At 40.3% G+C, this 25,329-nt stretch carries 22 protein-coding genes; 12 read left to right on the top strand and 10 right to left on the bottom strand.

The annotated features are described in order from the left end of the window. Positions 1-251 precede the first annotated feature (251 nt). Positions 252-569 carry a hypothetical protein gene (locus tag BW142_RS19845; protein WP_076926067.1) on the bottom strand — a complete coding sequence of 106 codons (318 nt, stop codon included), beginning with the start codon at positions 567-569 and terminating at the stop codon, positions 252-254. A gap of 214 nt (positions 570-783) precedes the next feature. Continuing rightward, the gene (gene typA, locus BW142_RS19840) at positions 784-2,607 is read right to left on the bottom strand and encodes a translational GTPase TypA (RefSeq protein WP_024596972.1); all 1,824 of its coding nucleotides are present in this window, start codon (positions 2,605-2,607) and stop codon (positions 784-786) included. A 507-nt stretch (positions 2,608-3,114) separates the two neighbouring features. Between typA and glnA the strand changes: the two genes are divergently transcribed. The 5 genes from glnA to BW142_RS19815 all read left to right on the top strand — a co-directional run bounded on the left by glnA (position 3,115) and on the right by BW142_RS19815 (position 8,197). Continuing rightward, positions 3,115-4,521, top strand: coding sequence for a glutamate--ammonia ligase (gene glnA / locus BW142_RS19835; protein ID WP_010554792.1), 1,407 nt, complete (start codon positions 3,115-3,117; stop codon positions 4,519-4,521). 113 nt (positions 4,522-4,634) lie between these two features. Beyond that, positions 4,635-5,156 carry a DUF4124 domain-containing protein gene (locus BW142_RS19830; RefSeq protein ID WP_143475966.1) on the top strand — a complete coding sequence of 174 codons (522 nt, stop codon included), beginning with the start codon at positions 4,635-4,637 and terminating at the stop codon, positions 5,154-5,156. 82 nt (positions 5,157-5,238) lie between these two features. Next, positions 5,239-6,309: a nitrogen regulation protein NR(II) gene (gene glnL / locus BW142_RS19825; RefSeq protein ID WP_076926065.1), complete on the top strand. Its 1,071-nt coding sequence runs from the start codon at positions 5,239-5,241 to the stop codon at positions 6,307-6,309. Between the two features lie 14 nt (positions 6,310-6,323). After that, on the top strand, positions 6,324-7,709 hold the full coding sequence (gene ntrC, locus BW142_RS19820; protein WP_024596969.1) for a nitrogen regulation protein NR(I): 1,386 nt from the start codon (positions 6,324-6,326) through the stop codon (positions 7,707-7,709). Positions 7,710-7,738: 29 nt separating this feature from the next. Then, positions 7,739-8,197: a cyclic nucleotide-binding domain-containing protein gene (locus tag BW142_RS19815; protein WP_010554789.1), complete on the top strand. Its 459-nt coding sequence runs from the start codon at positions 7,739-7,741 to the stop codon at positions 8,195-8,197. A 9-nt stretch (positions 8,198-8,206) separates the two neighbouring features. Here the strand turns inward: BW142_RS19815 and BW142_RS19810 are convergent, their stop codons facing one another. Both BW142_RS19810 and BW142_RS19805 read right to left on the bottom strand, forming a co-directional pair. Next, positions 8,207-8,872 (bottom strand): hypothetical protein, encoded by a 666-nt coding sequence (locus BW142_RS19810; protein ID WP_076926064.1) that lies wholly within the window; start codon positions 8,870-8,872, stop codon positions 8,207-8,209. A 55-nt stretch (positions 8,873-8,927) separates the two neighbouring features. Next, the gene (locus BW142_RS19805) at positions 8,928-9,215 is read right to left on the bottom strand and encodes a hypothetical protein (protein WP_024596967.1); all 288 of its coding nucleotides are present in this window, start codon (positions 9,213-9,215) and stop codon (positions 8,928-8,930) included. A 256-nt stretch (positions 9,216-9,471) separates the two neighbouring features. On the opposite strand from BW142_RS19805, the gene BW142_RS19800 reads away from it, so the two are divergent. The 4 genes from BW142_RS19800 (at position 9,472) to BW142_RS19785 (ending at position 13,727) form a co-directional block, all read left to right on the top strand. Continuing rightward, positions 9,472-9,855 carry an RNA-binding S4 domain-containing protein gene (locus BW142_RS19800; RefSeq protein WP_076926063.1) on the top strand — a complete coding sequence of 128 codons (384 nt, stop codon included), beginning with the start codon at positions 9,472-9,474 and terminating at the stop codon, positions 9,853-9,855. Positions 9,856-9,956: 101 nt separating this feature from the next. Next, complete coding sequence (locus tag BW142_RS19795; protein WP_024596965.1) at positions 9,957-10,385, top strand: hypothetical protein; 429 nt, start codon at positions 9,957-9,959, stop codon at positions 10,383-10,385. Between the two features lie 205 nt (positions 10,386-10,590). Continuing rightward, a complete protein-coding gene (gene acnA / locus BW142_RS19790; protein WP_076926062.1) occupies positions 10,591-13,335 on the top strand; it encodes an aconitate hydratase AcnA in 2,745 nt (914 codons plus the stop codon). Between the two features lie 137 nt (positions 13,336-13,472). Then, positions 13,473-13,727: a hypothetical protein gene (locus BW142_RS19785; RefSeq protein ID WP_076926061.1), complete on the top strand. Its 255-nt coding sequence runs from the start codon at positions 13,473-13,475 to the stop codon at positions 13,725-13,727. Here the strand turns inward: BW142_RS19785 and BW142_RS19780 are convergent, their stop codons facing one another. The 4 genes from BW142_RS19780 to BW142_RS19765 form a co-directional block, all read right to left on the bottom strand. Then, the gene (locus tag BW142_RS19780; RefSeq protein ID WP_076926060.1) at positions 13,728-14,276 is read right to left on the bottom strand and encodes a DUF4124 domain-containing protein; all 549 of its coding nucleotides are present in this window, start codon (positions 14,274-14,276) and stop codon (positions 13,728-13,730) included. Positions 14,277-14,418: 142 nt separating this feature from the next. Next, positions 14,419-15,159, bottom strand: coding sequence for a phosphoadenylyl-sulfate reductase (locus BW142_RS19775; protein ID WP_076926059.1), 741 nt, complete (start codon positions 15,157-15,159; stop codon positions 14,419-14,421). 43 nt (positions 15,160-15,202) lie between these two features. Then, complete coding sequence (cysI, locus tag BW142_RS19770) at positions 15,203-16,900, bottom strand: assimilatory sulfite reductase (NADPH) hemoprotein subunit (RefSeq protein ID WP_076926058.1); 1,698 nt, start codon at positions 16,898-16,900, stop codon at positions 15,203-15,205. Between the two features lie 61 nt (positions 16,901-16,961). Beyond that, complete coding sequence (locus tag BW142_RS19765) at positions 16,962-18,776, bottom strand: assimilatory sulfite reductase (NADPH) flavoprotein subunit (protein WP_076926057.1); 1,815 nt, start codon at positions 18,774-18,776, stop codon at positions 16,962-16,964. Between the two features lie 303 nt (positions 18,777-19,079). On the opposite strand from BW142_RS19765, the gene BW142_RS19760 reads away from it, so the two are divergent. From BW142_RS19760 to BW142_RS19750, 3 genes are all read left to right on the top strand, one after another. Next, a complete protein-coding gene (locus BW142_RS19760) occupies positions 19,080-20,705 on the top strand; it encodes an endonuclease (protein ID WP_076926056.1) in 1,626 nt (541 codons plus the stop codon). A gap of 420 nt (positions 20,706-21,125) precedes the next feature. Next, entirely contained in the window at positions 21,126-22,625 is a 1,500-nt protein-coding gene (locus BW142_RS19755) for a DUF3360 family protein (RefSeq protein ID WP_076926055.1), read from the top strand. 193 nt (positions 22,626-22,818) lie between these two features. Then, positions 22,819-23,280 (top strand): hypothetical protein, encoded by a 462-nt coding sequence (locus BW142_RS19750; protein WP_076926054.1) that lies wholly within the window; start codon positions 22,819-22,821, stop codon positions 23,278-23,280. A 32-nt stretch (positions 23,281-23,312) separates the two neighbouring features. On the opposite strand, the gene leuD is transcribed toward BW142_RS19750, so the two are convergent. Both leuD and leuC read right to left on the bottom strand, forming a co-directional pair. Next, a complete protein-coding gene (leuD, locus tag BW142_RS19745; RefSeq protein WP_076926053.1) occupies positions 23,313-23,912 on the bottom strand; it encodes a 3-isopropylmalate dehydratase small subunit in 600 nt (199 codons plus the stop codon). Next, positions 23,912-25,312 carry a 3-isopropylmalate dehydratase large subunit gene (leuC, locus tag BW142_RS19740; RefSeq protein ID WP_076926052.1) on the bottom strand — a complete coding sequence of 467 codons (1,401 nt, stop codon included), beginning with the start codon at positions 25,310-25,312 and terminating at the stop codon, positions 23,912-23,914. The genes leuD and leuC overlap by 1 nt, the downstream gene beginning before the upstream one ends. Positions 25,313-25,329: the final 17 nt, after the last annotated feature.

The raw sequence follows: 25,329 nt of genomic DNA, 5'->3' as shown, positions 1-25,329 counted from the left end.
TAGGAAGTCAGGGCTCAATCTACGTCACAGCATTTTCACACTCTGGTTGGGTACGAGCTCACTGTCTTCCCGATGTGACAAGTGCTAGCTAAACACTCATCAAGAAGAGATACAAGGTTGGGTTGAGCGAAGCGAAACCCAACGAAAAATATCCTACCAACAAAAACAGAGACTTTGCAATATCGATTATCTAATTCTCAAGCACGTTTTTGCTTAGACAAAGAGCGCTGCGCCCTAATATAAAGCTAATTTCAGCCACCCTTTTGCTCATGTTTAATAATTTTAAGAAGCAAATCAATTCTGCGATTTGTTTTTTTGGTTTGCTCCCTAATCATTCCCTGCACCACAGCTGAAGCAAGGAAAATAAAACATATTATTTGAAATAATTCAGTTTCAATATCATAGAAGCTATTAGCAATTGATAACAAAACAAACGGTAAAAAAATTGATATGAGATCTTTCAAGCCCCAATCATTTTTTCCTAACGTTTCAAATTCATCTTTATATTTTTGCAGTTCAGCAATATGTTCTATCTCTAGTTTTGCCTTCATTTCATTTTCGGTATTCACACTAGCTTACTCTCACATATTAAATATAGCTTTGATAATAACTTAATACCTTTTTTAGGTTCAATATTAAAAACTGTTTAACGGTATCGAACCAACCCCGATGTTCTTCTAACCTGAGAGCTTACAGCTCTTCTCTCGCTAACTATTATTCACAAAAAAGCCGCTGTGTTTTTCAATACAGCGGCTTTTAAAATCATTATTCTAAATTAATAGATTATGACTTAGGTGCACGACCCGCACGTTTACGTTCGTTTTCTGTAAGATGACGCTTACGGATACGAATGTTTAGTGGAGTAACTTCAACTAGCTCGTCATCATCGATGAACTCAAGCGCTTGCTCAAGTGAGTAGTTAAGGTGTGGAGAAAGCGTTTGCGCTTCATCAGTACCAGATGCACGTACGTTAGTTAACTGCTTGCCTTTAAGGGCGTTAACTGTAAGGTCGTTATCACGGTTATGAATACCGATAACCATACCTTCGTATACTTCAACACCGTGACCGATGAATAAACGGCCGCGTTCTTGTAAGTTGAATAATGCGTTAGTAAGTGCTTTACCCGTTGCGTTTGCAATCATTACGCCGTTCTTACGAACACCGATGTCGCCACCTTTGTGAGGACCGTAATGATCGAACGTATGGTACATAAGACCAGAACCCGAAGTAAGCGTCATGAAATCAGTTTGGAAACCAATTAAGCCACGGCTAGGGATCATGAAATCTAAACGCATACGGCCTTTGCCATCTGGAGTCATGTTAGTAAGCTCACCTTTACGTAGGCCAACTTGTTCCATAACAGAACCCTGATGCTCGTCCTGACAGTCAATAGTAACTGTTTCAAACGGTTCTTCTAGAACGCCATCAACAGTACGTAAGATAACTTCTGGACGAGAAACTGAAAGCTCGTAACCTTCACGACGCATGTTTTCGATTAAGATACCTAGGTGTAATTCACCACGACCAGAAACACGGAAGCTATCTGGGCTTGCAGTATCTTCAACGCGAAGTGCTACGTTGTGTACTAATTCTTTGTCTAAACGCTCACGGATGTTACGTGACGTTACAAACTTACCTTCTTTACCACAGAAAGGTGAGTTATTTACAGAGAATGTCATTGTTACAGTTGGCTCATCAACACTTAGTGGTGGTAATGCTTCAACGTTTCCTGGGAAACAAACTGTGTCAGAAATCTTAAGCTCACCAATACCTGTTACAGTTACGATGTTACCAGCGTAAGCTCTATCAGTTTCGATACGTTCAAGACCTAGGTAGCTTTGTACTGCGCCAATTTTACCATTACGTGTAGTGCCATCAGCACTGATAATAGTAACTTGTTGGTTAGGAGCAACAGAACCACGTTTAATACGACCAATACCAACTACACCAACATAAGAGTTGTAATCTAGTTGAGAAATTTGCATTTGGAAGTCACCTTCAGGATCTGCATCCGGTGGTGATACTTCTTCAACTATCATCTTGAACATAGGTTCCATGTTTTCAGATGGCTCGTCTAAATCTAGCGTTGCCCAGCCGTTGATAGCTGAAGCGTAGATTACTTTAAAGTCTAACTGTTCGTCAGTTGCGCCAAGGTTGTCGAATAAATCAAAGATTTGATCCATAACCCAATCAGGACGTGAACCTGGCTTATCAATTTTATTGATAACTACGATTGGCTTTAAGCCTTGCGCGAATGCCTTTTGCGTAACGAAACGCGTTTGTGGCATTGGACCTTCTTGAGCATCAACAAGTAATAATACTGAGTCAGCCATCGAAAGTACGCGTTCAACTTCACCACCGAAATCGGCGTGTCCCGGGGTATCTACGATATTGATATGGTAGTCGTTCCAAGAAATGGCTGTGTTTTTAGCCAAAATGGTAATACCACGTTCTTTCTCAATGTCGTTTGAGTCCATCACGCGCTCTTCGTTACCGCCGCGTGTTTCTAATGTACCTGATTGCTCAAGTAGTTTGTCAACCAGAGTTGTTTTACCGTGGTCAACGTGCGCGATAATCGCTATATTTCTTAACTTTTCGATGCTCATATATTTACTCAGAGAAATTAAATTCTCAATGATCCTGCAAGATCTACGCACTCATCCACGCTTTCGCGAGATGTCCCAGCATAGGATTTAAAAGGGCGCATATTATCCCTCATTAATGACATGGATGAAAGTTTATCCAATACATATTTTAAAACTTTCTCAATACTTTTACTAAGTATCTGTTTTTTATATGACAATTATATGAATTAAATTTCAATTATTTTTCAAAAAACCCTCTTTTTGACTATTTTTCCGATCTTTTTGTTACTCTTTTGCATTTAGGTTATGCTAATTCCAGCTGATTAAATTAACAACAAATTACGCTCTGTAAATTTTGCACCGAAATGGAATATTTACGCACCAAAACAGTGCGTTTATATATTCCATTTTGATGCAATGATATTTTTTTAATTTATAAACAGCCAGTTACAATAATGGCACAAAAACAGCTTAGTAAATATCAAAGCAATTATGCAGCAATAACAAAACCCAATAGTTGGAGGACACATGTCACAATCGGTTTTAGATTTTATTAAAGAAAATGACGTTAAGTTCATTGATTTACGCTTTACTGACACTAAGGGTAAAGAACAGCATGTTTCTATTCCTCATCACCAAGTTGATGAAGACTTTTTTGAAGACGGTAAAATGTTCGACGGCTCTTCAATTGCAGGCTGGAAAGGCATAAACGAATCAGACATGGTATTAATGCCAGTTCCTGAGTCAATCAAACTAGACCCTTTCACTGAAGAAGCTACATTAATTTTACGTTGTGACGTAGTAGAGCCTTCTACATTACAAGGTTATGAGCGCGACCCGCGTTCTGTTGCTAAGCGCGCTGAAGATTACATGCGTTCTACAGGCATTGCAGACACTGTTTTATTTGGCCCTGAGCCAGAGTTCTTCGTATTTGACGATGTTAAATACAAATCAGATATGTCTGGTTCTATGTACAAAATTGATTCTAAGCAAGCTGCTTGGAACTCAGATAAAGAATATGCAGATGGCAACACTGGTCACCGTCCAGGTGTTAAAGGCGGTTACTTCCCAGTTGCTCCTGTTGATGACTTCCAAGATTGGCGTTCAGCTACGTGTCTAGTTCTAGAAGAAATGGGCCAAGTAGTAGAAGCACATCACCACGAAGTAGCAACAGCAGGTCAAAACGAAATCGCTACTCGCTTTAATACAATGGTATTAAAAGCGGATGAAATCCAAGAAATGAAATATGTTATCCATAACATGGCTCACTTATATGGTAAAACAGCAACGTTTATGCCTAAGCCAGTTGTTGGTGATAACGGTTCTGGTATGCATTGTCACCAGTCTTTAGCTAAAGACGGTGTTAACCTTTTTGCTGGCGATAAGTACGGCGGTCTTTCTGAAGATGCACTTTACTACATTGGCGGTATCATTAAGCATGCTAAAGCAATTAACGCTTTTGCAAACGCATCTACTAACTCGTACAAACGTTTAGTACCAGGTTTTGAAGCACCAGTTATGCTTGCATACTCTGCACGTAACCGCTCTGCATCAATCCGTATCCCAGTGGTTCCATCTGAAAAAGGTCGTCGTATTGAAGTACGCTTCCCGGATCCAACAGCTAACCCATACCTTGCTTTCTCAGCAATGCTTATGGCTGGCCTTGATGGTATCAAAAACAAGATCCACCCTGGCGATGCTATGGATAAAGATTTATACGACTTACCAGCTGAAGAAGCAGCAGAAATTCCAACTGTTGCAGCATCACTTGACGAAGCACTATCTGCACTTAGCGCAGACCGTGAATTCTTAACTCAAGGTGGCGTATTCACTGACGACTTAATCGATGCTTACATCGAACTTAAGTCTAAAGAAGTTGAAAAGCTTAACATGACAACTCACCCAGTTGAGTTTGAAATGTACTACAGCTGTTAATTAAGCTGTAAAAAATATGTGTGTTCTCAAGCCCGCTTTGCGGGCTTTTTTAATGGTAAAATTAGTCAATCTCCACTAAAGTTAAGTTACCGATAAAAATGCAGGGCTGCAGAGTGAATAACAAGATTTTATTACTATTAATTACTTTAGGATTAAGTAATTATAGTTATGCCGGTGAAACAAAAATATACGCTTGGAAAGATAAAAATGGCGTATTAGTGTTCTCAGACACCCCTCATAAAGGTGCTAAAGAGGTCAAGCTCACCAGCCAAGATCTTAATATGCCTGCAACAAATACTGACATTTTTGACGAGCAACCCCAGCCTCAAAAAGCGGCTTTTAGTATTGCTATTTCCTCCCCTGATCATAACCAGACTATTCGTGAAAATACCGGCACTGTTTATGTTACTAGCCGAATAAAACCACGCTTTGAAACTGGTTTTACTATACAACTTTTTATTGATGGTAAAGCACACGGCCCTGCCAGTGACAGCTCAACCTTTGCAATAAGGGATGTAGAACGTGGTCAGCACACACTACAATTAAAGCTTTTTAATAGTAAAAACCAAGTTATTGCTACAAGCGAGCCCTGTATGTTTTTTATGCACCGAAAAGGGCTAAGCCTAAGTAACTAAATTGGGGTATTACTAATCGTGCAGCAGTGTATTTTACCGTATAACTTGCTTGCAAACATCAACGCACTAAAATGGTGCAGCTATGATTAATAATAAAAACTTTAGCCCTGAGCTACTCGATGCCATTTGGCAAAATCAAACAACCGCTATCATATTACTTGATAAAAACTTTATTGTAATATATGCCAATAACAGTACCAGTGAACTGCTTGGCCTTGGTAATAAACGCCTATTAGATCAACCTTTTGATAGCCTTTTTAACTACCATTCAATCGATTTAGAGCGTATAAAACAATACTCACTAGTTGAAGGTGTAGATTGCCAGCAGCATAGAGCTGACGTGGTTTTTAGCGATTCTCGCCATGCGAAAGTAGCCGTAAGTACACGACAAATTAAGTTTAATGGCTCGCTTTATATTTTATTTGAGTGGCGCCAAACCGATGACGAAATTAAGCACGACCAAGCGTCTAATCAAATGCATCAATACCAAGCTGCCCGAAACCTAATTAGAGGCTTAGCGCACGAAATTAAAAATCCTTTAGGTGGGATTCGCGGAGCGGCGCAGTTATTGCAGTATGAGGTTGATCAACAAGAAAGAGATCAATGTGCTGAGCTCATCATTGAGCAAGCCGACCGATTACGTGAATTAGTAGATAGGCTTTTGGGGCCCAATCAACTTCCACAAAAATCGTATGGCAACATACATCAATCACTTGAATCAGTTGCAAGGCTAAGTACGTTAGATAATTGTTCTAACATTAGCTTAGTTAAAGATTACGACCCAAGTATTCCTGATGTATACATTGATCAAGGCAAGGTTCAGCAAGTAGTATTAAACATTGTACGAAATGCCCAACAGGCGCTTGTAGATGGCGGTGAAATAACAATAAAAACCCGCATTAATCATCAGCATCGTCGCCCAGGTAAAGCACCTAAAAAAGCCTTGTTGATCCAAATATCTGATAACGGACCAGGAATTGATCCCAGTGTACGCGAAACACTGTTCTACCCTATGATCACCAATAAAGAAGGTGGCTCTGGATTAGGACTCTCAATAGCGCAAACGCTGATAGATCAACATGATGGCTATATAGAATGCGATAGCTGGCCTGGACATACTGAATTTAATATCTATCTGCCCTTTGCAGATTAATGTTTGGAGTTTGCATGAAAACAGTTTGGCTTGTAGATGATGATGCCTCAATTCGCTTTGTACTTGAAAAGGCACTAACCCGTTCAGGGTTTAACACGGAGAGCTTTGCTAATGCGCAAGATGTACTAAGCGCACTAAAGTTTAGCCAACCTACTGTTTTAGTTTCTGACGTTAGAATGCCTGGCATGGATGGTATGGCGTTGCTTGAACTTATCGCAGAGCAAAACCCTGGGTTGCCGGTTATTATAATGACCGCCCATTCTGATTTAGACTCAGCAGTTAATGCATTCCAAAAAGGTGCTTTTGAATACCTAGCTAAGCCGTTTGATTTAAACGAAGCAGTAGCCCTCGTCGAAAGCGCATGCAGAGCAAACTCCACTAAAAAAACTAAACGAAAGCAAGCCCCACCAAAAAGTGCTCACATAATTGGTGAAGCGCCCGCAATGCAAGAAGTGTTTAGAGCGATAGGTAAACTATCGGCTTCTAGCATGAGCGTATTAATAAATGGTGAATCGGGTACCGGTAAAGAGCTTGTCGCCAGTGCGCTGCACAATCATAGTCCACGTAAAGAAAATCAATTTATTGCACTTAACATGGCAGCCATTCCAAAAGAGCTTGTTGAGTCAGAGTTATTTGGCCACGAAAAAGGCGCATTTACGGGCGCAGATAGCGTACGTAAAGGTCGTTTTGAGCAAGCCAATGGCGGCACACTGTTTTTAGATGAAATTGGTGATATGCCACTTGATGTGCAAACACGTTTATTGCGCGTACTTGCCGATGGTGAATTTTATCGCGTTGGTGGCCATCAAAGTATAAAAGTAGATGTCCGTATTATTGCGGCTACTCACCAAAACCTTGAAGATTTAGTTAAACAGGGCAAGTTTAGGGATGATTTATTTCATCGTCTTAATGTTGTGCGCCTACGTTTACCCGCTCTTCGAGAGCGCACTGAAGATATAGAAAGCTTATCGCAACACTTTTTACATAAAAGCGCTAAAGAGCTTCAAGTCGAAAGCAAAGTGCTGAGCCCTAAAGCGACTGAGCAATTACGTTTATTTAATTGGCCAGGCAATGTACGCCAATTAGAAAACACGTGTCGCTGGCTAACAGTTATGGCGCCAGGTGAGCTTGTAAGCGAGCAAGACTTACCACCGGAGATTCTGGATGCTTCGCCAACCCAAGAAGAAGGTGATTGGCTAGATGCGTTTCAGCAATGGCTTAATCAAGAGCTTAAACAAGGTAAAGAAAATATTTGGCCTGACATTCAAGCCCAGCTAGAAACTCGCTTAATTAAAACAGCACTGGCTAATTGTTCTGGTCATAAGCAAGATGCTGCTATAAAAATTGGTTGGGGACGCAACACGTTGACCCGAAAATTAAAAGAGCGCAATATTAGCTGATTAAACGCTTTTAACACATTTGGTTATTGATGAAGCTAATCGAACATATTCCATTATTCAAACAAATGGAAATTATAAACAGGCTGCACTTTTTTAAGGAATTTACACTCAGCGAGCGCCAAGTCTTATTAGAGTCGTTCGGCCTGTTATATTTAGTAAGCCAGCATCAGTTTTTATTTAAGCAATACGATAACGACAAGCGCTTATATATTGTACTTAGCGGCGCGCTATTAGTATTTAAACATAATCATTTGCTAGAACTTGGTACTATAGAGCCCGGTGAATTTATAGGTGAAGGCGCTTTTATAAATAACCGAGAGCGCAGCACTAGCGCACGCGCCAAAACCGACAGTATAGTTCTTGCTATTACCCCTGAAGCACTCACCCGCTTACCTAATGTTATCCGTGAAAAAATTAAAGACCGAATTATAGAAGGTATGAGTTTGCGTATTGCAAAACTTAGTGAACATATAGAAACTCACGGTTAACTCTATCACTCAATCCATATAAACAATTTGCAATGAGCAATCAAGCCAACTGGGCTTATTAACGTGCGCAGTAAAAGTGTAAGTATCTGAAGGCTTGGCACCAAAGGGGGTATTTACAAGTGGTTGCGAGTGGCTGTATGTTTGCGAATAATTTTTGTAATAAATGACAACGTAACCGTATAAAAACTCCCAACCTAACCTTACAACAGCGCCACTGGGTAAGGTAAAGTCAGCATATTTATCTGTAAATGTGACAAGTAAATCATTGTACTTGTCTTCGCTGCATTGAGTTGTTCGTAACCTTTTAGGCATAACAAAGGTTGTACCCGCCACTACATTTTTTAAATAAAAACCTATGTTGCCATCACCATAAAAATGATTTGAACGCGTTGTATAGTTAACTTGTGGCTCGTAACCTAGCCCCTGCATTATAGCCGCAAGTTGCTCAGTTTCTTTAGAATAAATCTTATCACTTGATAAGAGTAATGTGGCTTCACCAAAGTCAGGTGGGATTGCCAGCTCTACATATTCATAAGAGAGCGATTGTGCTTTTAGCGCAGCATCGAGCTGGTTGCGCTGTTCATCTTGCAAGTTTTCACTAAATACATACACGGTAGGTTGTTGGCACGCAGCTAATAGTAATGCCAACACACATATTAAAATTCCATTTTTCATAGTTACCCTTTTAAATTACAATTGTAGTCTATTAAAGGTAACTATTTATAGCAATTTAATTTGTTTGGCTATCTAACCACGCATCAACACTTTTACGGGTGTATAAAACTTCTTTAAATAAACGATGGCGTTGAAATTCAAGTACCGATTTTTTTTTCATATCGCCACTCACTAAACGACTATGGTGATCGTTAAATTTTGAAATCACAGAAAAACCACGTTCAGCATTTTCCTTTTGCTCTTTTACTTGATTAGTAAGATGTGACCTAACATCATCTGCGGTCAACATATCTGAATTATCTAAGCCCATTAGCTCTTTTTTCATTGCTAATCTTACGCCCATTTTCTACTCCGTTTTATATGTATTCATTACACATTGATTAATCCGCCAGAGTTTTAGCAATTAGCGAGCCATACGTAAAAAAGATTGCAACGAAGCTTAACTTTTAATTGCTTCAGTTTTTTTAAAGACAGATAAAATACCTAAAAACTTTCATAACTAATTGTGTATTACAGCTATCTAAAGTTACTTGCTTTGGTGCAAAAGTCGCTGTAAGCCTTTATACTAAAGCCTGTGCGTTACCCCACCGAGAGCAAATATGAACGAAGAATATATAGAAATAGAGTTAGAAGAAGAGCCGATTGAGCTTTGTAAATTATTAAAAGTATTAAACTTAGTTGAAGGTGGCGGCCAAGCTAAAAACCTAATCACTGAAGGCTATGTGGGTGTTAACCATGAAATTTGTACAATAAAGCGGAAAAAATTATACAGTGGCGATGTACTAGAATTCGATGGTGAGTTTTTTCAACTTGCGTTAAGTGAAGATGCAGTTCCTGCAGAAAAACCTGCGGCACAACCTCAAGCAGAATCAAAGCAAGCTGCACCACAACCAATAAATCAGCCAGCTAAAGCTAAGCGCAAGCGCACTAAAAAGCCTAAAGTTGACGATAAAACAGGTCGTCGTCCTATTTCATTTGGTTAAGTATTTAAAAAACCTCTTTTTATATAAAAAGGCCACCTTGTATAGTTGGCCTTTTTGCTCTTTAATTACCTATCTAATAATAATAAAAACAAGGTAATAATATGTCACAAAACACACCAGCCACCTGGTTTAAACCCGCTGTATGGGCGGCACTTGTATGGAACTTACTTGGCGTTATTGCATTTGCAATGCACATGATGATGACACCCGAAATGATAGGTAAACTACCGCTAGATCAACAAGCTGCCTACTCTAACGTTCCTATTTGGTCAACTATTGCCTTTGCTATAGCTGTATTTGGAAGCACTTTGGGTTGTCTGTTTCTACTTACTAAAAACTCTCTTGCAATACCTACTTTTGCACTGTCGCTCGGTGCTATTTTACTACAGCAGTACTATAACTTTGTAGTTATAAACAGTATTGAGCTGCTTGGCGCAAGTGCTGTATTTATGCCTGTTTTTGTAATCATAATTGCCATTGCTCTACTTTATTTAAGTATTAAAGCTAAGCAACAAGGCTGGTTACAGTAATTAATAAAGGTCAAAATAACTTTTGACCTTACCTCGTCTTTCAAATCATCTCTTGAAATTAAATTTTTCAGCATCATCTCTAGTATAATAATTGTATAAAATTCGTTCTCTAAAGACGGCTTTTTACATTGGTATGCACTTTGCAACTCAAGTACTACAGAGGTCACTCTTCAAAATATTTTTATAATTCATAAAGGGGCAAATAATGAATAATAGTTTCGATACCCAACATCAGCTCACAATAAACGGTGAGCAATATCATATTCATTCTCTAAAAGGACTTGGCGACAAAGCGAAACGATTGCCCTTCTCCTTAAAAGTATTACTTGAAAACCTTCTTCGTAACGAAGACGGCGCAAATATTAAAGAACAAGACATTCAAGCCCTCCTTAATTGGGATCCTCAAGCAAAACCTGCATCTGAAGTTGCCTTTACTCCAGCTCGCGTAGTTATGCAAGATTTCACCGGTGTACCCGCTATTGTTGATTTAGCCGCGATGCGTGACGCAATGGAAAAACTAGGTGGCGATCCTGCAAAAATAAATCCGTTATCGCCAGCTGAACTTGTTATTGACCATTCGGTACAAGTAGATGGTTATGGTAATGATGGTGCATTTGATTTAAATGCCAAGCTTGAATATGACCGAAATAAAGAACGTTACGAATTTTTACGCTGGGGACAAACCGCTTTTGATAATTTAAAAGTAGTGCCACCAGCAACCGGTATTGTTCACCAAGTGAATTTAGAGTATTTAGCCCGTGTTGTTTTTAATGAAGAGCGCGATGGCAAAAAATTCGCTTACCCAGACACCCTCGTAGGTACTGACTCTCATACAACCATGATTAATGGCTTAGGTGTACTTGGTTGGGGCGTAGGCGGCATTGAAGCCGAAGCGGCTATGCTTGGTCAGCCAATTAGTTTATTGATTCCACAAGTAGTCGGTATGAAGCTTAGCGGCAGATTACCTGAAGGTACAACCGCAACCGATTTAGTACTAACAGTAACCGAAATACTGCGTAACCATGGTGTAGTGGGTAAATTTGTAGAGTTTTATGGTGACGGCCTTGCCGACCTACCACTTGCCGATAGAGCAACCATAGCGAATATGGCACCAGAATACGGCGCTACGTGTGGTATTTTCCCGATTGATGATGAAACCATTAACTACCTTCGCTTAACAAACCGCGACGAAAAACACCTAAAGGTAATTGAAGATTATGCTAAACACCAAGGTTTATGGCGTAACGATGGCGACGAAGCGAGCTACACCGATACACTCGAACTTAAATTAGACGATGTTGTACCAAGCCTTGCAGGCCCTAAACGTCCACAAGATAGAATTGCCCTAAATAAAGCGGGTGAAGTAATTGGCGAGCATTTAAAAGGCTTTCAAGATGAGCGTATGGCTCGTCGCGATAAAAGCGATGAAGAGCAAGCTCGTATTGAAAGTGAAGGCCCAACAACAAATCCAGATGAGCCAGTAGACGAAGCACAGTTTATGGGTGCCGCTAAAGTTAAATTTAAAGGCCAAGAGTTTGAGCTAAATGATGGCGCGTGTGTTATTGCCGCAATTACCAGCTGTACCAATACCTCTAATCCAAGTGTTATTTTAGCCGCAGGCTTAGTCGCTAAAAAAGCGAAGCAATTAGGCATTAATGTAAAACCTTGGGTTAAAACATCCCTTGCACCAGGCTCTAAAGTAGTTACCGACTACCTAGAAAAAGCAGGCTTGATGGACGACCTAGAAAGCCTAGGATTTAACTTGGTAGGCTATGGCTGTACTACGTGTATTGGCAACTCAGGTCCACTAGCGACTGAAATATCAGATGCGATTCAAAAGCATAAATTAGTGGTTAGCTCTATTTTATCGGGTAACCGTAACTTTGAAGGTCGTATTCACCAAGATGTGAAAATGAACTTTTTAGCCTCACCTCCACTTGTTGTAGCCTATGCCATTGCAGGCAGAACCGACATTGACGTATACAACGAACCCCTTGCGCAAGATGCTAATGGTAACGATATTTACCTTAAAAACATCTGGCCAAGCGTTAAAGAAGTGAGCGACCTAGTTAAAGAAACAGTAACTAAAGAAATGTTTGAAAAAAGCTACGCTAACGTTTACGAAGGCGATAGCCGCTGGCAGCAAATTCAAATACCTGATGGCGAACTTTATGATTGGGATGACGCATCTACCTACATTAAAAAAGCACCATTTTTTGATGGTATGAAAGTAGAGCCTCCGGGTATTCCAACGATTGAGGGCGCACGTTGTTTAGCTAAGCTTGGGGATTCAGTAACAACTGACCATATTTCTCCAGCAGGTGCTATTAAAGCAGAAGCGCCAGCAGGTTTGTACTTGCAAGAGAAAGGTGTAGAAAAGTCGCAATTTAACTCGTATGGCTCACGCCGTGGTAATCACGAAGTAATGATGCGCGGCACGTTTGCTAATGTGCGTCTTAAAAACTTACTTGCCCCGGGAACTGAGGGCGGTGTAACACGTACACAACCAGAAAACGATTTAGCAAGCATTTACGATGCAGCTATGGAGTACCAAAAAAATAATACGCCTCTCATTATTTTAGCGGGTAAAGAATACGGTACAGGTTCATCTCGTGACTGGGCGGCCAAAGGCTCACTTTTACTAGGCGTTAAAGCGGTTGTAGCACAAAGCTACGAGCGAATTCATCGCTCTAACTTAATCGGTATGGGTGTATTACCGCTGCAATTTAAAGAAGGTGAAAGCTACGAGTCACATGGGTTAACAGGGCAAGAACAATTTGATATTGATGGCCTGTACGATAAAACCGATGAAGTAACCGTTATTGCTACAAATGCCGAAGGTAAAAAAGTCACCTTAAGTGCAGATGTACGTATTGATACCCCTAAAGAGTGGGATTACTACAAACACGGCGGTATTTTACAATATGTACTGCGTAATATGCTCGACTAACAAAGACAGTAGTTAATACATTTAAAAGCCCAGTTTAGTAATAAGCTGGGCTTTTTTATGTGTGCTGTTTGTTGTCTTAAATCAATGCTAAGCATTTAAAGCATGCCTACACTAAGGTAACTCTTAGTGAGGTAACTATGTCGCAAACAATGATAGTTAGGCTACTTAAAACATCAATAGTGCTTGGGTTGTGCCTTATTGTTACTGGCCACACTTTAATTGTGTCGAGTTATTTCACTGTTAATCATGGTATTAAAGGAATAATTTTAGCGGCGGCATGCATTGCTGTAGGCGTGCTATTGTCACTTCCTACTAAAATATATTTAACCATACTGCTAATGGAAGCCGAAAAACGTTATTTAAAAAACCATAAAAGCACGCACTCTAAATAATTAAAGTGCACTTAAATTATTAATTTCTTTATTACGTTTTTCTAGTTTGTCTTTTACATTTTCGGCGTCATTAAATAGCTTTTTAACAGAGTCTGGGTTCAAAATACTGTTCCCCTCTGGTGCAGCCGACATTGTATTTGTACTTGGAGAGGTATTTAAAATAGACGTGTCTTCTGCAGCAATAACAGTAATGTCTTTAGGATCGAGTTTTACTTCAATACTTTTTGCATGCGGGTTAGGTGTATCAGAAAAGTGCCATTGACCTGTTTCATCTTGCCACTTAAAAATTTTGCTGCTTGAGGTGGTACTTTCAGGCATTGGTTCATCAGAAATACTGCTCGCAATTTTATCGCCAGCTTGCTTAACGCCCTGCACTGCTTGGTCCAAAGTATTGCTAGATAGCACGACCATTTTTTCTTTAATTTGCTGAGATTCACTGCTAATTGATGATGCAGAAAGCCATGTTTGACCATCGGGCTTTTTTAAATAAAACAAAGAGATGACTGCAATAGCCATGATTGATATAGCTAAGTAGGTAAAGTATTTCATAGCGTTCCTGCTTTAATTAATCCTTTAATGCCTTGAGTCTAATAAAAAATACTTAATTAGGCAATTTTTTGTACCCTAATAAAAAATAAAAACGCAGCCGAAGCTGCGTTTTTATTTGCAATTTAACTACACCGTAGTGGCGTTAAATACCGTCACCATCCATGTGTAGTCCACATTCTCGGTTTAAACCAAAAAAGCGGGTTTCTTCCTCAGTCATTCCTGGTTCTAACTTACGTGTTGTATGTACGTCACCCATCGACACATAACCTTGCTCCCATAATGGGTGGTAAGGTAAATCGTGCTTAGTAAGATACTGATACACGTCGCGGTTAGACCATTCAATAATTGGGTACACTTTAACGGTACCACGGCTAATTTCTACAAACTGTTTATCAGCACGTGTAGATGATTGATCGCGGCGCAGACCACTAAACCACGTGCCTGCTTCTATTTCTTTTAACGCACGGGTCATCGGCTCTACTTTATTAAGCTGATTATATTGCTTAATGCCGCCTTCGCCTTGCTCCCATAGTTTACCAAATTTAGCCTCTTGCCATGCTGGGCTAAGCGGCGCTCTATACACCTTTAAGTTAAGTGATAAACGCTCACTCATTTGCTCAATAAACTGATAAGTTTCTGGAAATAAGTAACCTGTATCGGTTAATACAACGGGAATATCTGGACGTTGTGAGGTCATTAAATGCAGCATTACTGCCGCTTGAATACCAAAGCTAGATGATAAAAAAGCCGTATTAGGCAAGTTATCAAGCGCCCATGCAACACGCTGTTCTGCGCTCATATTCGCTAGTAAACCATTAGCATCAGCTAACATAGCCGTCTGGCTTTGTTTATCTAGCTGTAAAATGTTTTTAAATTCACTCATGGTAAATTCCAAACCTCACCAGCGCCAAAGCGCTGGTATTTAATTAAGCGTGAAAATCGGTTACTGATACTTTTACTTCAGCAACAATGCCTTTGCGTATAACAAAGTCACCAAAACACTCACCATCATTGCGCTCGCTTGCCCATTGGCCAATTAGCTTATCGAATGCTTCTAGGTAAACGTCTTCGCCTACGTTCTCAAGGTACAATTTAGGAATACGTGTCCCCTCTAAATTACCACCTAAGTAAACGTTGTACTTACCTGGGCCTTTACCCACTAAACCAGCTTCGGCTAGCATTGCGCGGCCACAGCCGTTCGGGCAACCAACAACGCGCATAATAATGCTGTCATCTGGTATACCGTGCTTAGCAAGTAATGCTTCAGTTTTTTCAACTAGGCTTGGTAAGTAACGCTCTGCTTCGGCCATTGCAAGTGGGCACGTTGGCAGTGAAACACACGCCATAGAGTTTTTACGTTGCTGCGAATCTTTGTCATCAATTAAGCCATGGCTACGTGCAATCTCTTCAATCACGGCTTTTTGATCTGCAGGTACGCCAGCAATAATTAAGTTTTGGTTTGCCGTCATACGCATGTCACCTTGGTGAACTTCAGCGATTTTACGACACCCTGTTTTAAGCGGTTTGCCTGGGTAGTCTAAAATACGACCACTTTGAATAAATAGCGTTAAGTGATGCTTACCATCAATGCCTTCAACCCAACCAATGCGATCCCCTCGATGAGTAAACTCAAACGGACGGCTTGGTGCAAACGTAACGCCTGAGCGTTTTTCTACTTCTGCTTTAAATACATCAACACCTACACGGTCTAGTGTGTATTTAGTTTTTGCATTTTTACGGTTTGAACGATTACCCCAATCGCGCTGCACAGATACAACATGCTCTGCAATTTTTAAGGTATCTTCTAGCGTAATAAAGCCAAAGTCATCAGCCTTACGCGGATAAGTTGCGGTATCACCGTGCGTCATGGCAAGGCCACCGCCCACTAATACGTTAAAACCAACAAGCTTGCCGTTATCAGCAATTGCCACAAAGTTTAAGTCATTCGCATGCACATCAACTTCGTTGTTAGGTGGAATAGTTACCGTTGTTTTAAATTTACGCGGTAAGTAATTAGACCCTAAAATTGGCTCTTCTGTGGTTTCTGCTTTTTCGCCATTTAACCAAATTTCGGCATACGCTTTCGTTTTTGGTAATAAATGCTCAGAAATTTTTGCAGCCCAGTCGTAAGCTTCTTGATGTAACTCAGACTCAACTGGGTTAGTAGTACAAAGCACATTACGGTTAACGTCACCCGCTGTAGCAATAGAGTCTATACCTACGCTATCAAGCATTTGGTGCATGCCTTTAATATTAGGCTTTAATACACCATGAAACTGAAACGTTTGACGCGTTGTTAAACGAATACTGCCGTAGCTTGTTTTGTCATCTGCAAACTTATCGATTGCTAGCCACTGCTCTGGCTTAATAATACCGCCAGGCATACGTGCACGTAACATTACATTATGTAGCGGCTCTAGCTTTTGCTTAGCACGCTCACCACGTATATCGCGGTCATCTTGTTGGTACATGCCATGAAAACGAATTAGCTGAAAGTTGTCAGCAGTAAAACCACCAGTAATTTCATCTTTTAAATCTTTTTCTATGGTGCCACGTAAAAAGTTACTTTCTCTTTTCAAACGTTCGTTATCAGAAAGTTTTACGTTTTTATCTTGTTCGCTCATTTTAAATCCTAAATTTGTTACAGTGACGGCTGTTAGCTGTTAAATAAAATAAGAAACGTGATTAATACACGTCTTTCTGATAGCGGTTTGCGCTACGCAAATCTTTTAAGTATTGCTCTGCGTCTTCGTTACTCTTACCTGTGTTTTCTTTAACGATATCAAGCAAGGCGTTGTGTACATCTTTTGCCATACGATTTGCATCGCCACAAATATAAAAGTGAGCGCCAGCTTCTAACCATTCAAACACGTCTTTACTGTTACTGCGTAATTTGTCTTGTACGTATACTTTTTCGGCTTGGTCGCGGCTAAATGCTACATCTACTTTGTTAAGTAAACCCGATTTTAAATAACCCTGTATTTCTACTTGGTATAAAAAGTCTTGAGTGAAATGTGGGTTACCAAAGAACAACCAGTTTTTGCCTTGTGCTTCACGCGAATCACGCTCTTGTAAAAATGCACGGAACGGCGCTATACCCGTACCAGGACCAACCATAATCACCGGTGTATCATCGTTAGTTGGTAGGCGGAAATTGTCGTTGTGTTCGCTAAATACTTTAACTTTACAACCTTCTTCTGCACGACGAGTTAAGTAACCAGTACAGCCACCTAAATGCTCGCTATCAAATGCATCAAACTGCACTAGACCTAGTGTTAAGTGTACTTCGTCTTCAACCTCAGCTTGGCTAGATGCAATTGAGTACAAACGAGCTTGTAGTTTACGTAGGCAATCTACTAATGTTTGCGCATCAATTTTTGCTGGATTTTGGCGAATCACATCATATATTTGACGAGGCTCAATGTATGCGCGCATTGCAGTTTTATCTTCAACTAGTTTAAGTAGCTCTGGCGTGCCCGTAGCAGTTGCATATTTTTCTACAAAACCAGGGTATGACTGAGTCAGCTCTAGTTTTTCAATAAGTGCATCGCGTACGCTTAGCTCTTCATCACCTACTTTTACAATGCTTGTTGCATCTATTTGAGTAAGTGTAAGTACTTCATCAACTAATACATCGTCATTTAAAAAGTACACACCTAATGAATCACCTGGCGTGTAAGTAATGTCAGAACCTTCAAGCGAAATTTCAACATGGCGTACATCTTTAGTTGAGTCGCGACCGGTAATTTTTTGAACAGTTAATAGCTCTGCTTCAAATGGATTTTGTTTTGTATATTGGCTTGCTGCAGAAGTTGGTGCGCCAAATGGCATTGATACAACTTGACCACCAGCGGCCTCTTGTTGCGCTTTTAAATCAGGTTCGAATGCGTCAATTGCGCCCGCAATCCATGTTGCAGCTTCTTCTTCATAATCTACATCTAAATCAGCACGTTGATATATGGTCTGTGCACCTAGTTTATTTAAACGCTCTTCAAAGTCTTTTGCTGTTTGGCAGAAAAACTCATAGCTAGAATCACCTAAACCAATAACGGCTATTTTTACATCGTCTAGTTTTGGTGCTTTTTTAGTTGCTAAAAATTCATAGAGTGTTTCTGCGTCTTCTGGTGGCTCACCTTCACCGTAAGTAGATACAACGATGGTTAAAAACTTTTCTTTTTTCAGGGCTGTTGGTTTGTAATCTGACATGCTAACCAATTTAACCGCTAAGCCGCGCGACTCAGCCTGCTCTTTCATTTTGCTTGCTACGCCTTTTGCGTTACCCGTTTGCGAACCATATAAAATAGTTAGCGCTGCAGCATCTCCTGCAGCCGGTACGCCAGCAGTAGGAGCACCTAATGCAGCTGAGTTAGCATTAGCGGCTAAGTAACCACTTACCCATGCTTGTTGAATTGGATTAAGCTCAGCCACTAAACCTTGCAGCTTTTGTACTTGATCTTGCGATAGCGGGCTTGCCGCAGCATTTAGTTGACCTAACAACATGAATCGATTCCCCATAACCCTGAAAATTAAACACAACACACTTTGTGTATTGTTAAAAATGAGTTTTACCTCATCCAGAGTGTATCTGTTGAGGTTTTCTAAGTATGCAGGATAACGGGCTATGCATAGATAAAAAAAGAATAGAATCTGCTTTGATATTCCATTTAGTTATTAATTTATAAAAATACCTTCAAAAACAGTTTAAAGAGTAATTATTGCCTTTTACTGCATTTTAAATTAACAATTTTGTAACCAAACTAATGTAGGGTATATTTTACTTTCAAAGTAAAAATAGGAACAATCATGTTACACGGGAAATATAAAAACAAATTAATTAGTACCGCTTTGTTACTGGGCTCATTACCTGTAATGGCCAATGTAACTAATGGCGGCTTTGAGCAATGGTCAGGTAATACACCTGATGCATGGACAACAATAGATGGCGGAATTAGCCTTTCACGATCCACCAGCACAGTTAAAAGTGGCAGTAGCTCTGCTGCTGTAAATGTAACTACAGGGTCGCAAAGTAACACCGATTTATTACAACAAGTTACTGTAGAAGCAGGTAAAACCTATAACTTTTCGGCTGATGTATACCATACCGAAGGTAAAATTAAGGCGCGCTTATATGTAGACGGCTACCAAGGCTATTCAAATCAGGCACAAACTAACCAATGGCAAACAGTTAGCCATAGCTATACAGCAAGCAGTGATAAAACAATTAGTGTTGGACTTAGGTTTTACGATGTAAGTGGATTTGATGGCAGCGAAACCGTATACGTAGATAACTTTTTACCAAACGCTGATGGCAGCGCATCAACAAGTTGTACCGACAATAGCCTTACCCTAACGCTTAATACCGATAATTACGGCAGCGAAACTAGCTGGGCCGTAAATAACAATCAAGGTAGCGCAATCGCTAACGGCAGTGGTTACGCATCAAACACACAATATGATGAACAAATATGCCTAACTGATGGTACATACGCACTAGTTATTAGCGACAGCTACGGCGATGGCATGTGTTGTTCAACAGGTAGTGGCAGTTATGCACTTAAGCAAGGCTCTACCACACTTGCAAGTGGTGCAAGTTTTAGTAACACCGACAGCACAGCATTTACTTTAGGCGGTGGCTCTGGTGATGGCGGCGGGACTAATCCAACCCCCACTGGCTACTATGTTACTGCTCAAGGGTTATCGGGTTATACACTAAAAACTGAGCTTTATAATATTATTAAAGATCATAATGCACAGGGTTACTCGGCTATTTGGAATTTTTACGACTCATCAGCACGTGATCAATACTTTGAAAACGATAACAGCATTTTAGATATGTATAGCGAAAAACCAAACGGTTCAGATAGCTACAATTATACTGCTGTGAGCGATCAATGTGGTAACTATAGTGGAGAAGGCGGCTGTTACAACCGTGAGCATTCATTCCCTAAAAGCTGGTTTGGCGGCACTATTGAGCCAATGAACTCAGATGTGCATCATATTTACGCAACCGACGGTTATGTAAACTCAAAACGTAGTAATTTCCCATTTGGTGAAGTAGCAAGCGCTTCATTTACATCAACTAACGGAAGTAAATTAGGTTCTGCCGCAAGTTCATTAAATTACTCTGGTACTGTGTTTGAGCCAATTGACGAATTTAAAGGTGACTTTGCTCGCGCTTATTTTTACATGGCAACGCGCTACGAAAATGTAATAGGCACTTGGCAAACTAAAACGACCTCAAGTAATGCAGTGCTTAATGGTTCAAGCAACAAAGTGTTTGAAAGCTGGGTTGTAGCCATGCTGCTTAACTGGCATAACAGCGATCCTGTAAGCCAAATGGAACTTGACCGCAACCAAGCAGCGTTTGAGTTTCAAGGTAATCGTAACCCGTATATCGACCACCCTGAATTTGTAGAAATGATTTGGTAAAAGTTAGCTGTTAAAACATAAGCCTTTGCAATTGCAAAGGCTCTTAACTTTTAGTGTGTAATATTTTTGGGAGATTACCTCACCACGTAACGTATTTTCAATAAAAACACTCATTTAACAACCACTAAGACTAAAGGATAATAACCTGCCATTAACACTATTTTCCGTTATAAACGGTAATCAAACTCCTTGAAATAAAAATCAAACCATTGATTTATAATAACTTTAAATCATTTTGTGTAGTTTTATAATTTTTAACGTAAAGCTGATTGTCAGATTAACTGTATTAAAAACAACCATGCACGACCTTTTGCCTATACATAGCAGCCTAAAAGCTGATCTACCCTGCATGTTCAATATTCATTTGCTTTAACAAAAGCCGTATTTATTTGATTAAGCAACAATGTTGCAGGAGAACGCATGCAAACTACACCACCCGGTGATGCACCATCAAACACGCACAAGGTTGCTCAAAGCTACGAGCAGCTTCATAAACCCAGCTCTGACTTTAATACTCGCGACGAGTATCTCGAACACGAATTACAAATTATGCAGCCTAAGCGCTGGCGTCCTAATTTACCGTTTAGAGATTACCGATTTGAATTTGAAGACACCATACCAGCAATGGCGGGCACAATTGGTAAAGTCGTTATGGTGGGTGCTATTGCAGCTACATTTGCAGCGCCTCTTGGTTTAAGTGATGCGTTTGTTTTAGAAAATGTACGTTATGAATTACTCATTGTTTCTATTTTTATCATTTTATTTTCAGGCTTTATTTTACCCACGGCCAACTTAGCTGGTACTCATGGCCCACTTATTCCACTAATCCCTATTGTTGTTGCTGCTGGCGGCCACCCTATGGCGTTTGGCTTACTCATTGGTGCCTTTGGTTTTATTTTGGCCATAACCAAAGGAGGAAGTATGCTCGCGCGCCTAACCAGTAAAGGTGTGTGTGGCGGGTTGCTCATTTATTTAGGCTTTATTGGTACTATTTCGCAAGTTAAAAAGCTGTTTGCTTGGGCGGAAGCCATTGATATGGCGCACATTGCGTTTATTGTTATTTTAGCCACCATTTTATTGTATGCGCTATTGGAGCACTTTAAAAAGCGTTGGTTAGCCGTGCCGTTAAGCTGCCTTATTGGTGGCGTGGTTGCTTTTGCTTTAGGTGCACCGTTTGAGTTTCATACTGCACCGGGTTTACCAAATATGAACCCAGCATACTGGTGGGGCGAAAACACAGGTTGGATGCTTGGCCTGCCAACGCTTGAAAGCTTTGTTGTTGTACTCCCGTTTGCAGTGCTCGCTGTTGCTATGTGGTCACCTGATTTTTTAGGTCATCAAGTATTTCAAAAAATAAGCTATCCGCAACGTACTGAAAAAGTACAAATGAATATCGACGATACCATGCTAAGCGCATCGGTTAGACAAACATTTGGCTCACTTGCCGGTGGTGCTAACTTTACCTCATCGTGGGGAACCTACATTGTACCTGCCGCTATTGCTAAACGCCCTATTCCGGCGGGCGCCATTTTAACAGCCGTATTTTGTATTATTGCTGGTTTATGGGGTTACCCTATGGATTTAGCCATTTGGCAACCTGTGCTTTGTGTTGCGCTTATTGTCGGTGTGTTTATTCCGCTACTTGAAGCTGGTATGGAAATGACACGCGAAGGCAAAACAACGCAATCAGCCGCTATTGTGGTATTTGCTTCGACCTTGGTTAATCCGGCTTTTGGTTGGTCGCTTACTATGCTGCTTGATAATTTAGGGCTTATTGGCTGTAAAGAACGCAGCGCTGAGCTATCTAAAATGAGCCGCTGGGTAATCCCACTTATTATGTTTGTGTTACTCACCACTGTAATGGCAATTGTAGGCATGTTACCTGGTATACCTGCGTTAATGGCTGACTTTAGACATTAACCTTTAGCTACCACATCTAATATTTACCTACAAAAAAGCACGGCAATTGCCGTGCTTTTTTACGTGTAATGAGTGCTCTAAAGGAACTTTGATCAAACTCTTTTTTACTGATCATTACTTTGGCTACTAGATTACTCGCCATTATTAATAGTGTAATGTATATCTAAAATTTTTAAGGATGAAAGTAGGTCGGATGAATAAATTAAACAATCAAAATAATTATATTAAAAATACAGGAGTTGAAGGTAATAAACGCCTAGTTACAATTAGTGTTAGTAGAAATAATATAATTATAAAAAATGGTATAGGACGCTTTAAGCGAGGTCCCTATAAAGGAGCTTCCTTATCATTAAGTCCAGAAGAAATAACAACCCTTTATCAAGTTGGCACCGTTGTTGGTGGCTATGTTATTGGAACAATCACAACTAACTATTTCACAAAAAAAGGAGCTCAGGCGTCTAGAGGAACAAGTAAAATATGCAATTTTAAAAAGCCTCTATATAAAAAAATTTGTGGTAAGCCCCTTTATTTTCGTAATGAAGCTTTAGATATAAATGGTAGAACAATTGAAATTTCTAGGTGTGATGACGGCCATGAGTACATACAACCAGTGATATCTGCTGTGAAACTCCCTCATAAAAAAACGCGAACTTAGCCGCGTTTTATTATTTAATTACTTTTAAGCAATTACTGCCAAGGGCGCTCAGCTGCTAGTTGTTTTTCAAATGCATCAATTTGTGGGTTTAGCGTTTCGGTTACCCCAATAAAGTCTAAGCCACTTAACAAACGCTCTTTTACTTCTTTACTAATATCAAAACTAATTGGTAAAAACTTACTGCTTGTTAGTGTTTGATTTTCAAGATCGATTTCAATGTTAATATCGTCGTGCTGCTCGCTAAGTACAAACAATTGCTCAAGCGTGTCGGCAGGTAACGCTATGGCTAACATTTGGTTGTTGCCACAGTTATTAAAGAAAATATCTGCAAAGCTTTCAGCCAAAATCACTTCAAAACCATATTGCTTAAGCGCCCATGGCGCGTGCTCGCGAGATGAGCCACAACCAAAGTTATCGCGCGTTAATAAAATTTGCGCACCTTGGTAACACGGGCGGTTTAAAATAAAGTCAGGGTTTGGTTCGTCGTTATCTAGGTAGCGCCAATCGTAAAACAAAGCAGCATCAAAACCTTCGCGGCTAGTTGATGTTAAAAACTGCTTAGGAATGATTTGGTCAGTATCTACATTGTTTTTATCAAGTGGAGCCATTAAGCCACTAAAAAATACGCTCATTATGCTTCTCCTCTAATATCAACAAAGTGACCATGTATTGCAGCGGCTGCCGCCATTGCAGGGCTAACTAAATGTGTACGTCCGCCACGACCTTGACGACCTTCAAAATTACGGTTAGAAGTAGATGCACAGCGCTTGCCTGCTTCTAGGCGGTCATCGTTCATTGCTAAGCACATTGAGCAACCCGGTTCGCGCCATTCAAAGCCAGCGGCTTTAAAAATATCAGCTAAGCCTTCGTCTTCCGCTTGTTTTTTAACTAAGCCCGAGCCCGGTACAATTAATGCTTCAATACCAGCAACAACATGTTTGCCTTCAACAATTTTTGCAGCAGCGCGTAAGTCTTCAATGCGGCTATTTGTACATGAGCCAATAAATACCGTGTCTACTTTCGCGCTTGATAATTTATCGCCCGCTTTTAAGTCCATGTATTTAAGCGCACTTCGAATAGCATCGGCTTTAATTAAATCTGGCTCTTTATCTGGATCAGGTATGCACTCATCAACACCAATTACTTGCTCTGGGCTTGTGCCCCAGGTAATTTGCGGTTGAATGTCGTCAGCATTTAGCTCAACAACTAAATCAAAGTGTGCGCCTTTATCTGTTTTTAAGGTTTCCCAATATTCAACGGCTGCATCAAAATCAGCGCCTTTTGGTGCAAACGGACGACCTTTTAAGTAATCATAAGTAATTTGGTCAGATGCAATTAAACCCGCTTTTGCACCCATTTCTATGCTCATATTACATAGCGTCATACGGGCTTCCATTGAAAGCGCTTCAATGCCTGCACCACAAAACTCTGCTACATAACCTGTGCCACCAGCGGTACCTAACTTGCCAATTACCGCCATAATTAAATCTTTAGCCGTAACCGTTGGACGCAATACACCGTTTATTTGAATTTTTAACGATTTCGCCTTTTTTTGCTGTAGCGTTTGCGTTGCTAATACGTGCTCAACTTCAGACGTACCAATACCATGCGCTAATGCGCCAAACGCACCATGTGTAGAGGTATGGCTATCGCCACATACAATGGTTGTGCCTGGCAAAGTAATACCTTGCTCTGGGCCCATTACGTGCACAATGCCTTGATTAATTGAGTTTAAATCGTAAAGTACAATACCAAACTCTTTACAGTTTTTATCAAGCGCCATTAATTGGTTTTTAGATACTTCGCTTGCGGCATCAAGTGATCGGCTTTTAGTCGATACGTTATGATCCATCGTTGCAAAGGTTTTTTCTGGGCAACGTACAGTACGGTTTTTTTCACGTAGACCTGCAAAAGCCTGCGGAGAAGTCACCTCGTGCACTAAATGGCGGTCAATATAAAGTAAGTCGGTTTGCTCGTTTATGCTGGCAACGGTATGTGCTTGCCAAATTTTTTCGTATAACGTTTGGGCCACTTGCTAATTCCCTAATC

Source organism: Pseudoalteromonas sp. EB27, from assembly GCF_001974875.1.
Lineage (GTDB): Bacteria > Pseudomonadota > Gammaproteobacteria > Enterobacterales > Alteromonadaceae > Pseudoalteromonas.
This window is presented reverse-complemented; position numbering and strand designations above follow the sequence as displayed.

Bases quoted from the DNA above. Each gene is read 5' to 3' on its own strand.
- ntrC (WP_024596969.1), top strand. From the start codon at position 6,324: ATGAAAACAGTTTGGCTTGTAGATGATGATGCCTCAATTCGCTTTGTA.
- BW142_RS19750 (WP_076926054.1), top strand. From the start codon at position 22,819: ATGAATAAATTAAACAATCAAAATAATTATATTAAAAATACAGGAGTT.
- BW142_RS19760 (WP_076926056.1), top strand. From the start codon at position 19,080: ATGTTACACGGGAAATATAAAAACAAATTAATTAGTACCGCTTTGTTA.
- BW142_RS19785 (WP_076926061.1), top strand. From the start codon at position 13,473: ATGTCGCAAACAATGATAGTTAGGCTACTTAAAACATCAATAGTGCTT.
- BW142_RS19810 (WP_076926064.1), bottom strand. From the start codon at position 8,872: ATGAAAAATGGAATTTTAATATGTGTGTTGGCATTACTATTAGCTGCG.
- acnA (WP_076926062.1), top strand. From the start codon at position 10,591: ATGAATAATAGTTTCGATACCCAACATCAGCTCACAATAAACGGTGAG.
- leuD (WP_076926053.1), bottom strand. From the start codon at position 23,912: ATGAGCGTATTTTTTAGTGGCTTAATGGCTCCACTTGATAAAAACAAT.
- BW142_RS19780 (WP_076926060.1), bottom strand. From the start codon at position 14,276: ATGAAATACTTTACCTACTTAGCTATATCAATCATGGCTATTGCAGTC.
- BW142_RS19815 (WP_010554789.1), top strand. From the start codon at position 7,739: ATGAAGCTAATCGAACATATTCCATTATTCAAACAAATGGAAATTATA.
- glnA (WP_010554792.1), top strand. From the start codon at position 3,115: ATGTCACAATCGGTTTTAGATTTTATTAAAGAAAATGACGTTAAGTTC.
- BW142_RS19775 (WP_076926059.1), bottom strand. From the start codon at position 15,159: ATGAGTGAATTTAAAAACATTTTACAGCTAGATAAACAAAGCCAGACG.
- glnL (WP_076926065.1), top strand. From the start codon at position 5,239: ATGATTAATAATAAAAACTTTAGCCCTGAGCTACTCGATGCCATTTGG.
- BW142_RS19755 (WP_076926055.1), top strand. From the start codon at position 21,126: ATGCAAACTACACCACCCGGTGATGCACCATCAAACACGCACAAGGTT.
- BW142_RS19800 (WP_076926063.1), top strand. From the start codon at position 9,472: ATGAACGAAGAATATATAGAAATAGAGTTAGAAGAAGAGCCGATTGAG.
- BW142_RS19805 (WP_024596967.1), bottom strand. From the start codon at position 9,215: ATGGGCGTAAGATTAGCAATGAAAAAAGAGCTAATGGGCTTAGATAAT.
- cysI (WP_076926058.1), bottom strand. From the start codon at position 16,900: ATGAGCGAACAAGATAAAAACGTAAAACTTTCTGATAACGAACGTTTG.
- BW142_RS19795 (WP_024596965.1), top strand. From the start codon at position 9,957: ATGTCACAAAACACACCAGCCACCTGGTTTAAACCCGCTGTATGGGCG.
- typA (WP_024596972.1), bottom strand. From the start codon at position 2,607: ATGAGCATCGAAAAGTTAAGAAATATAGCGATTATCGCGCACGTTGAC.
- BW142_RS19765 (WP_076926057.1), bottom strand. From the start codon at position 18,776: ATGTTGTTAGGTCAACTAAATGCTGCGGCAAGCCCGCTATCGCAAGAT.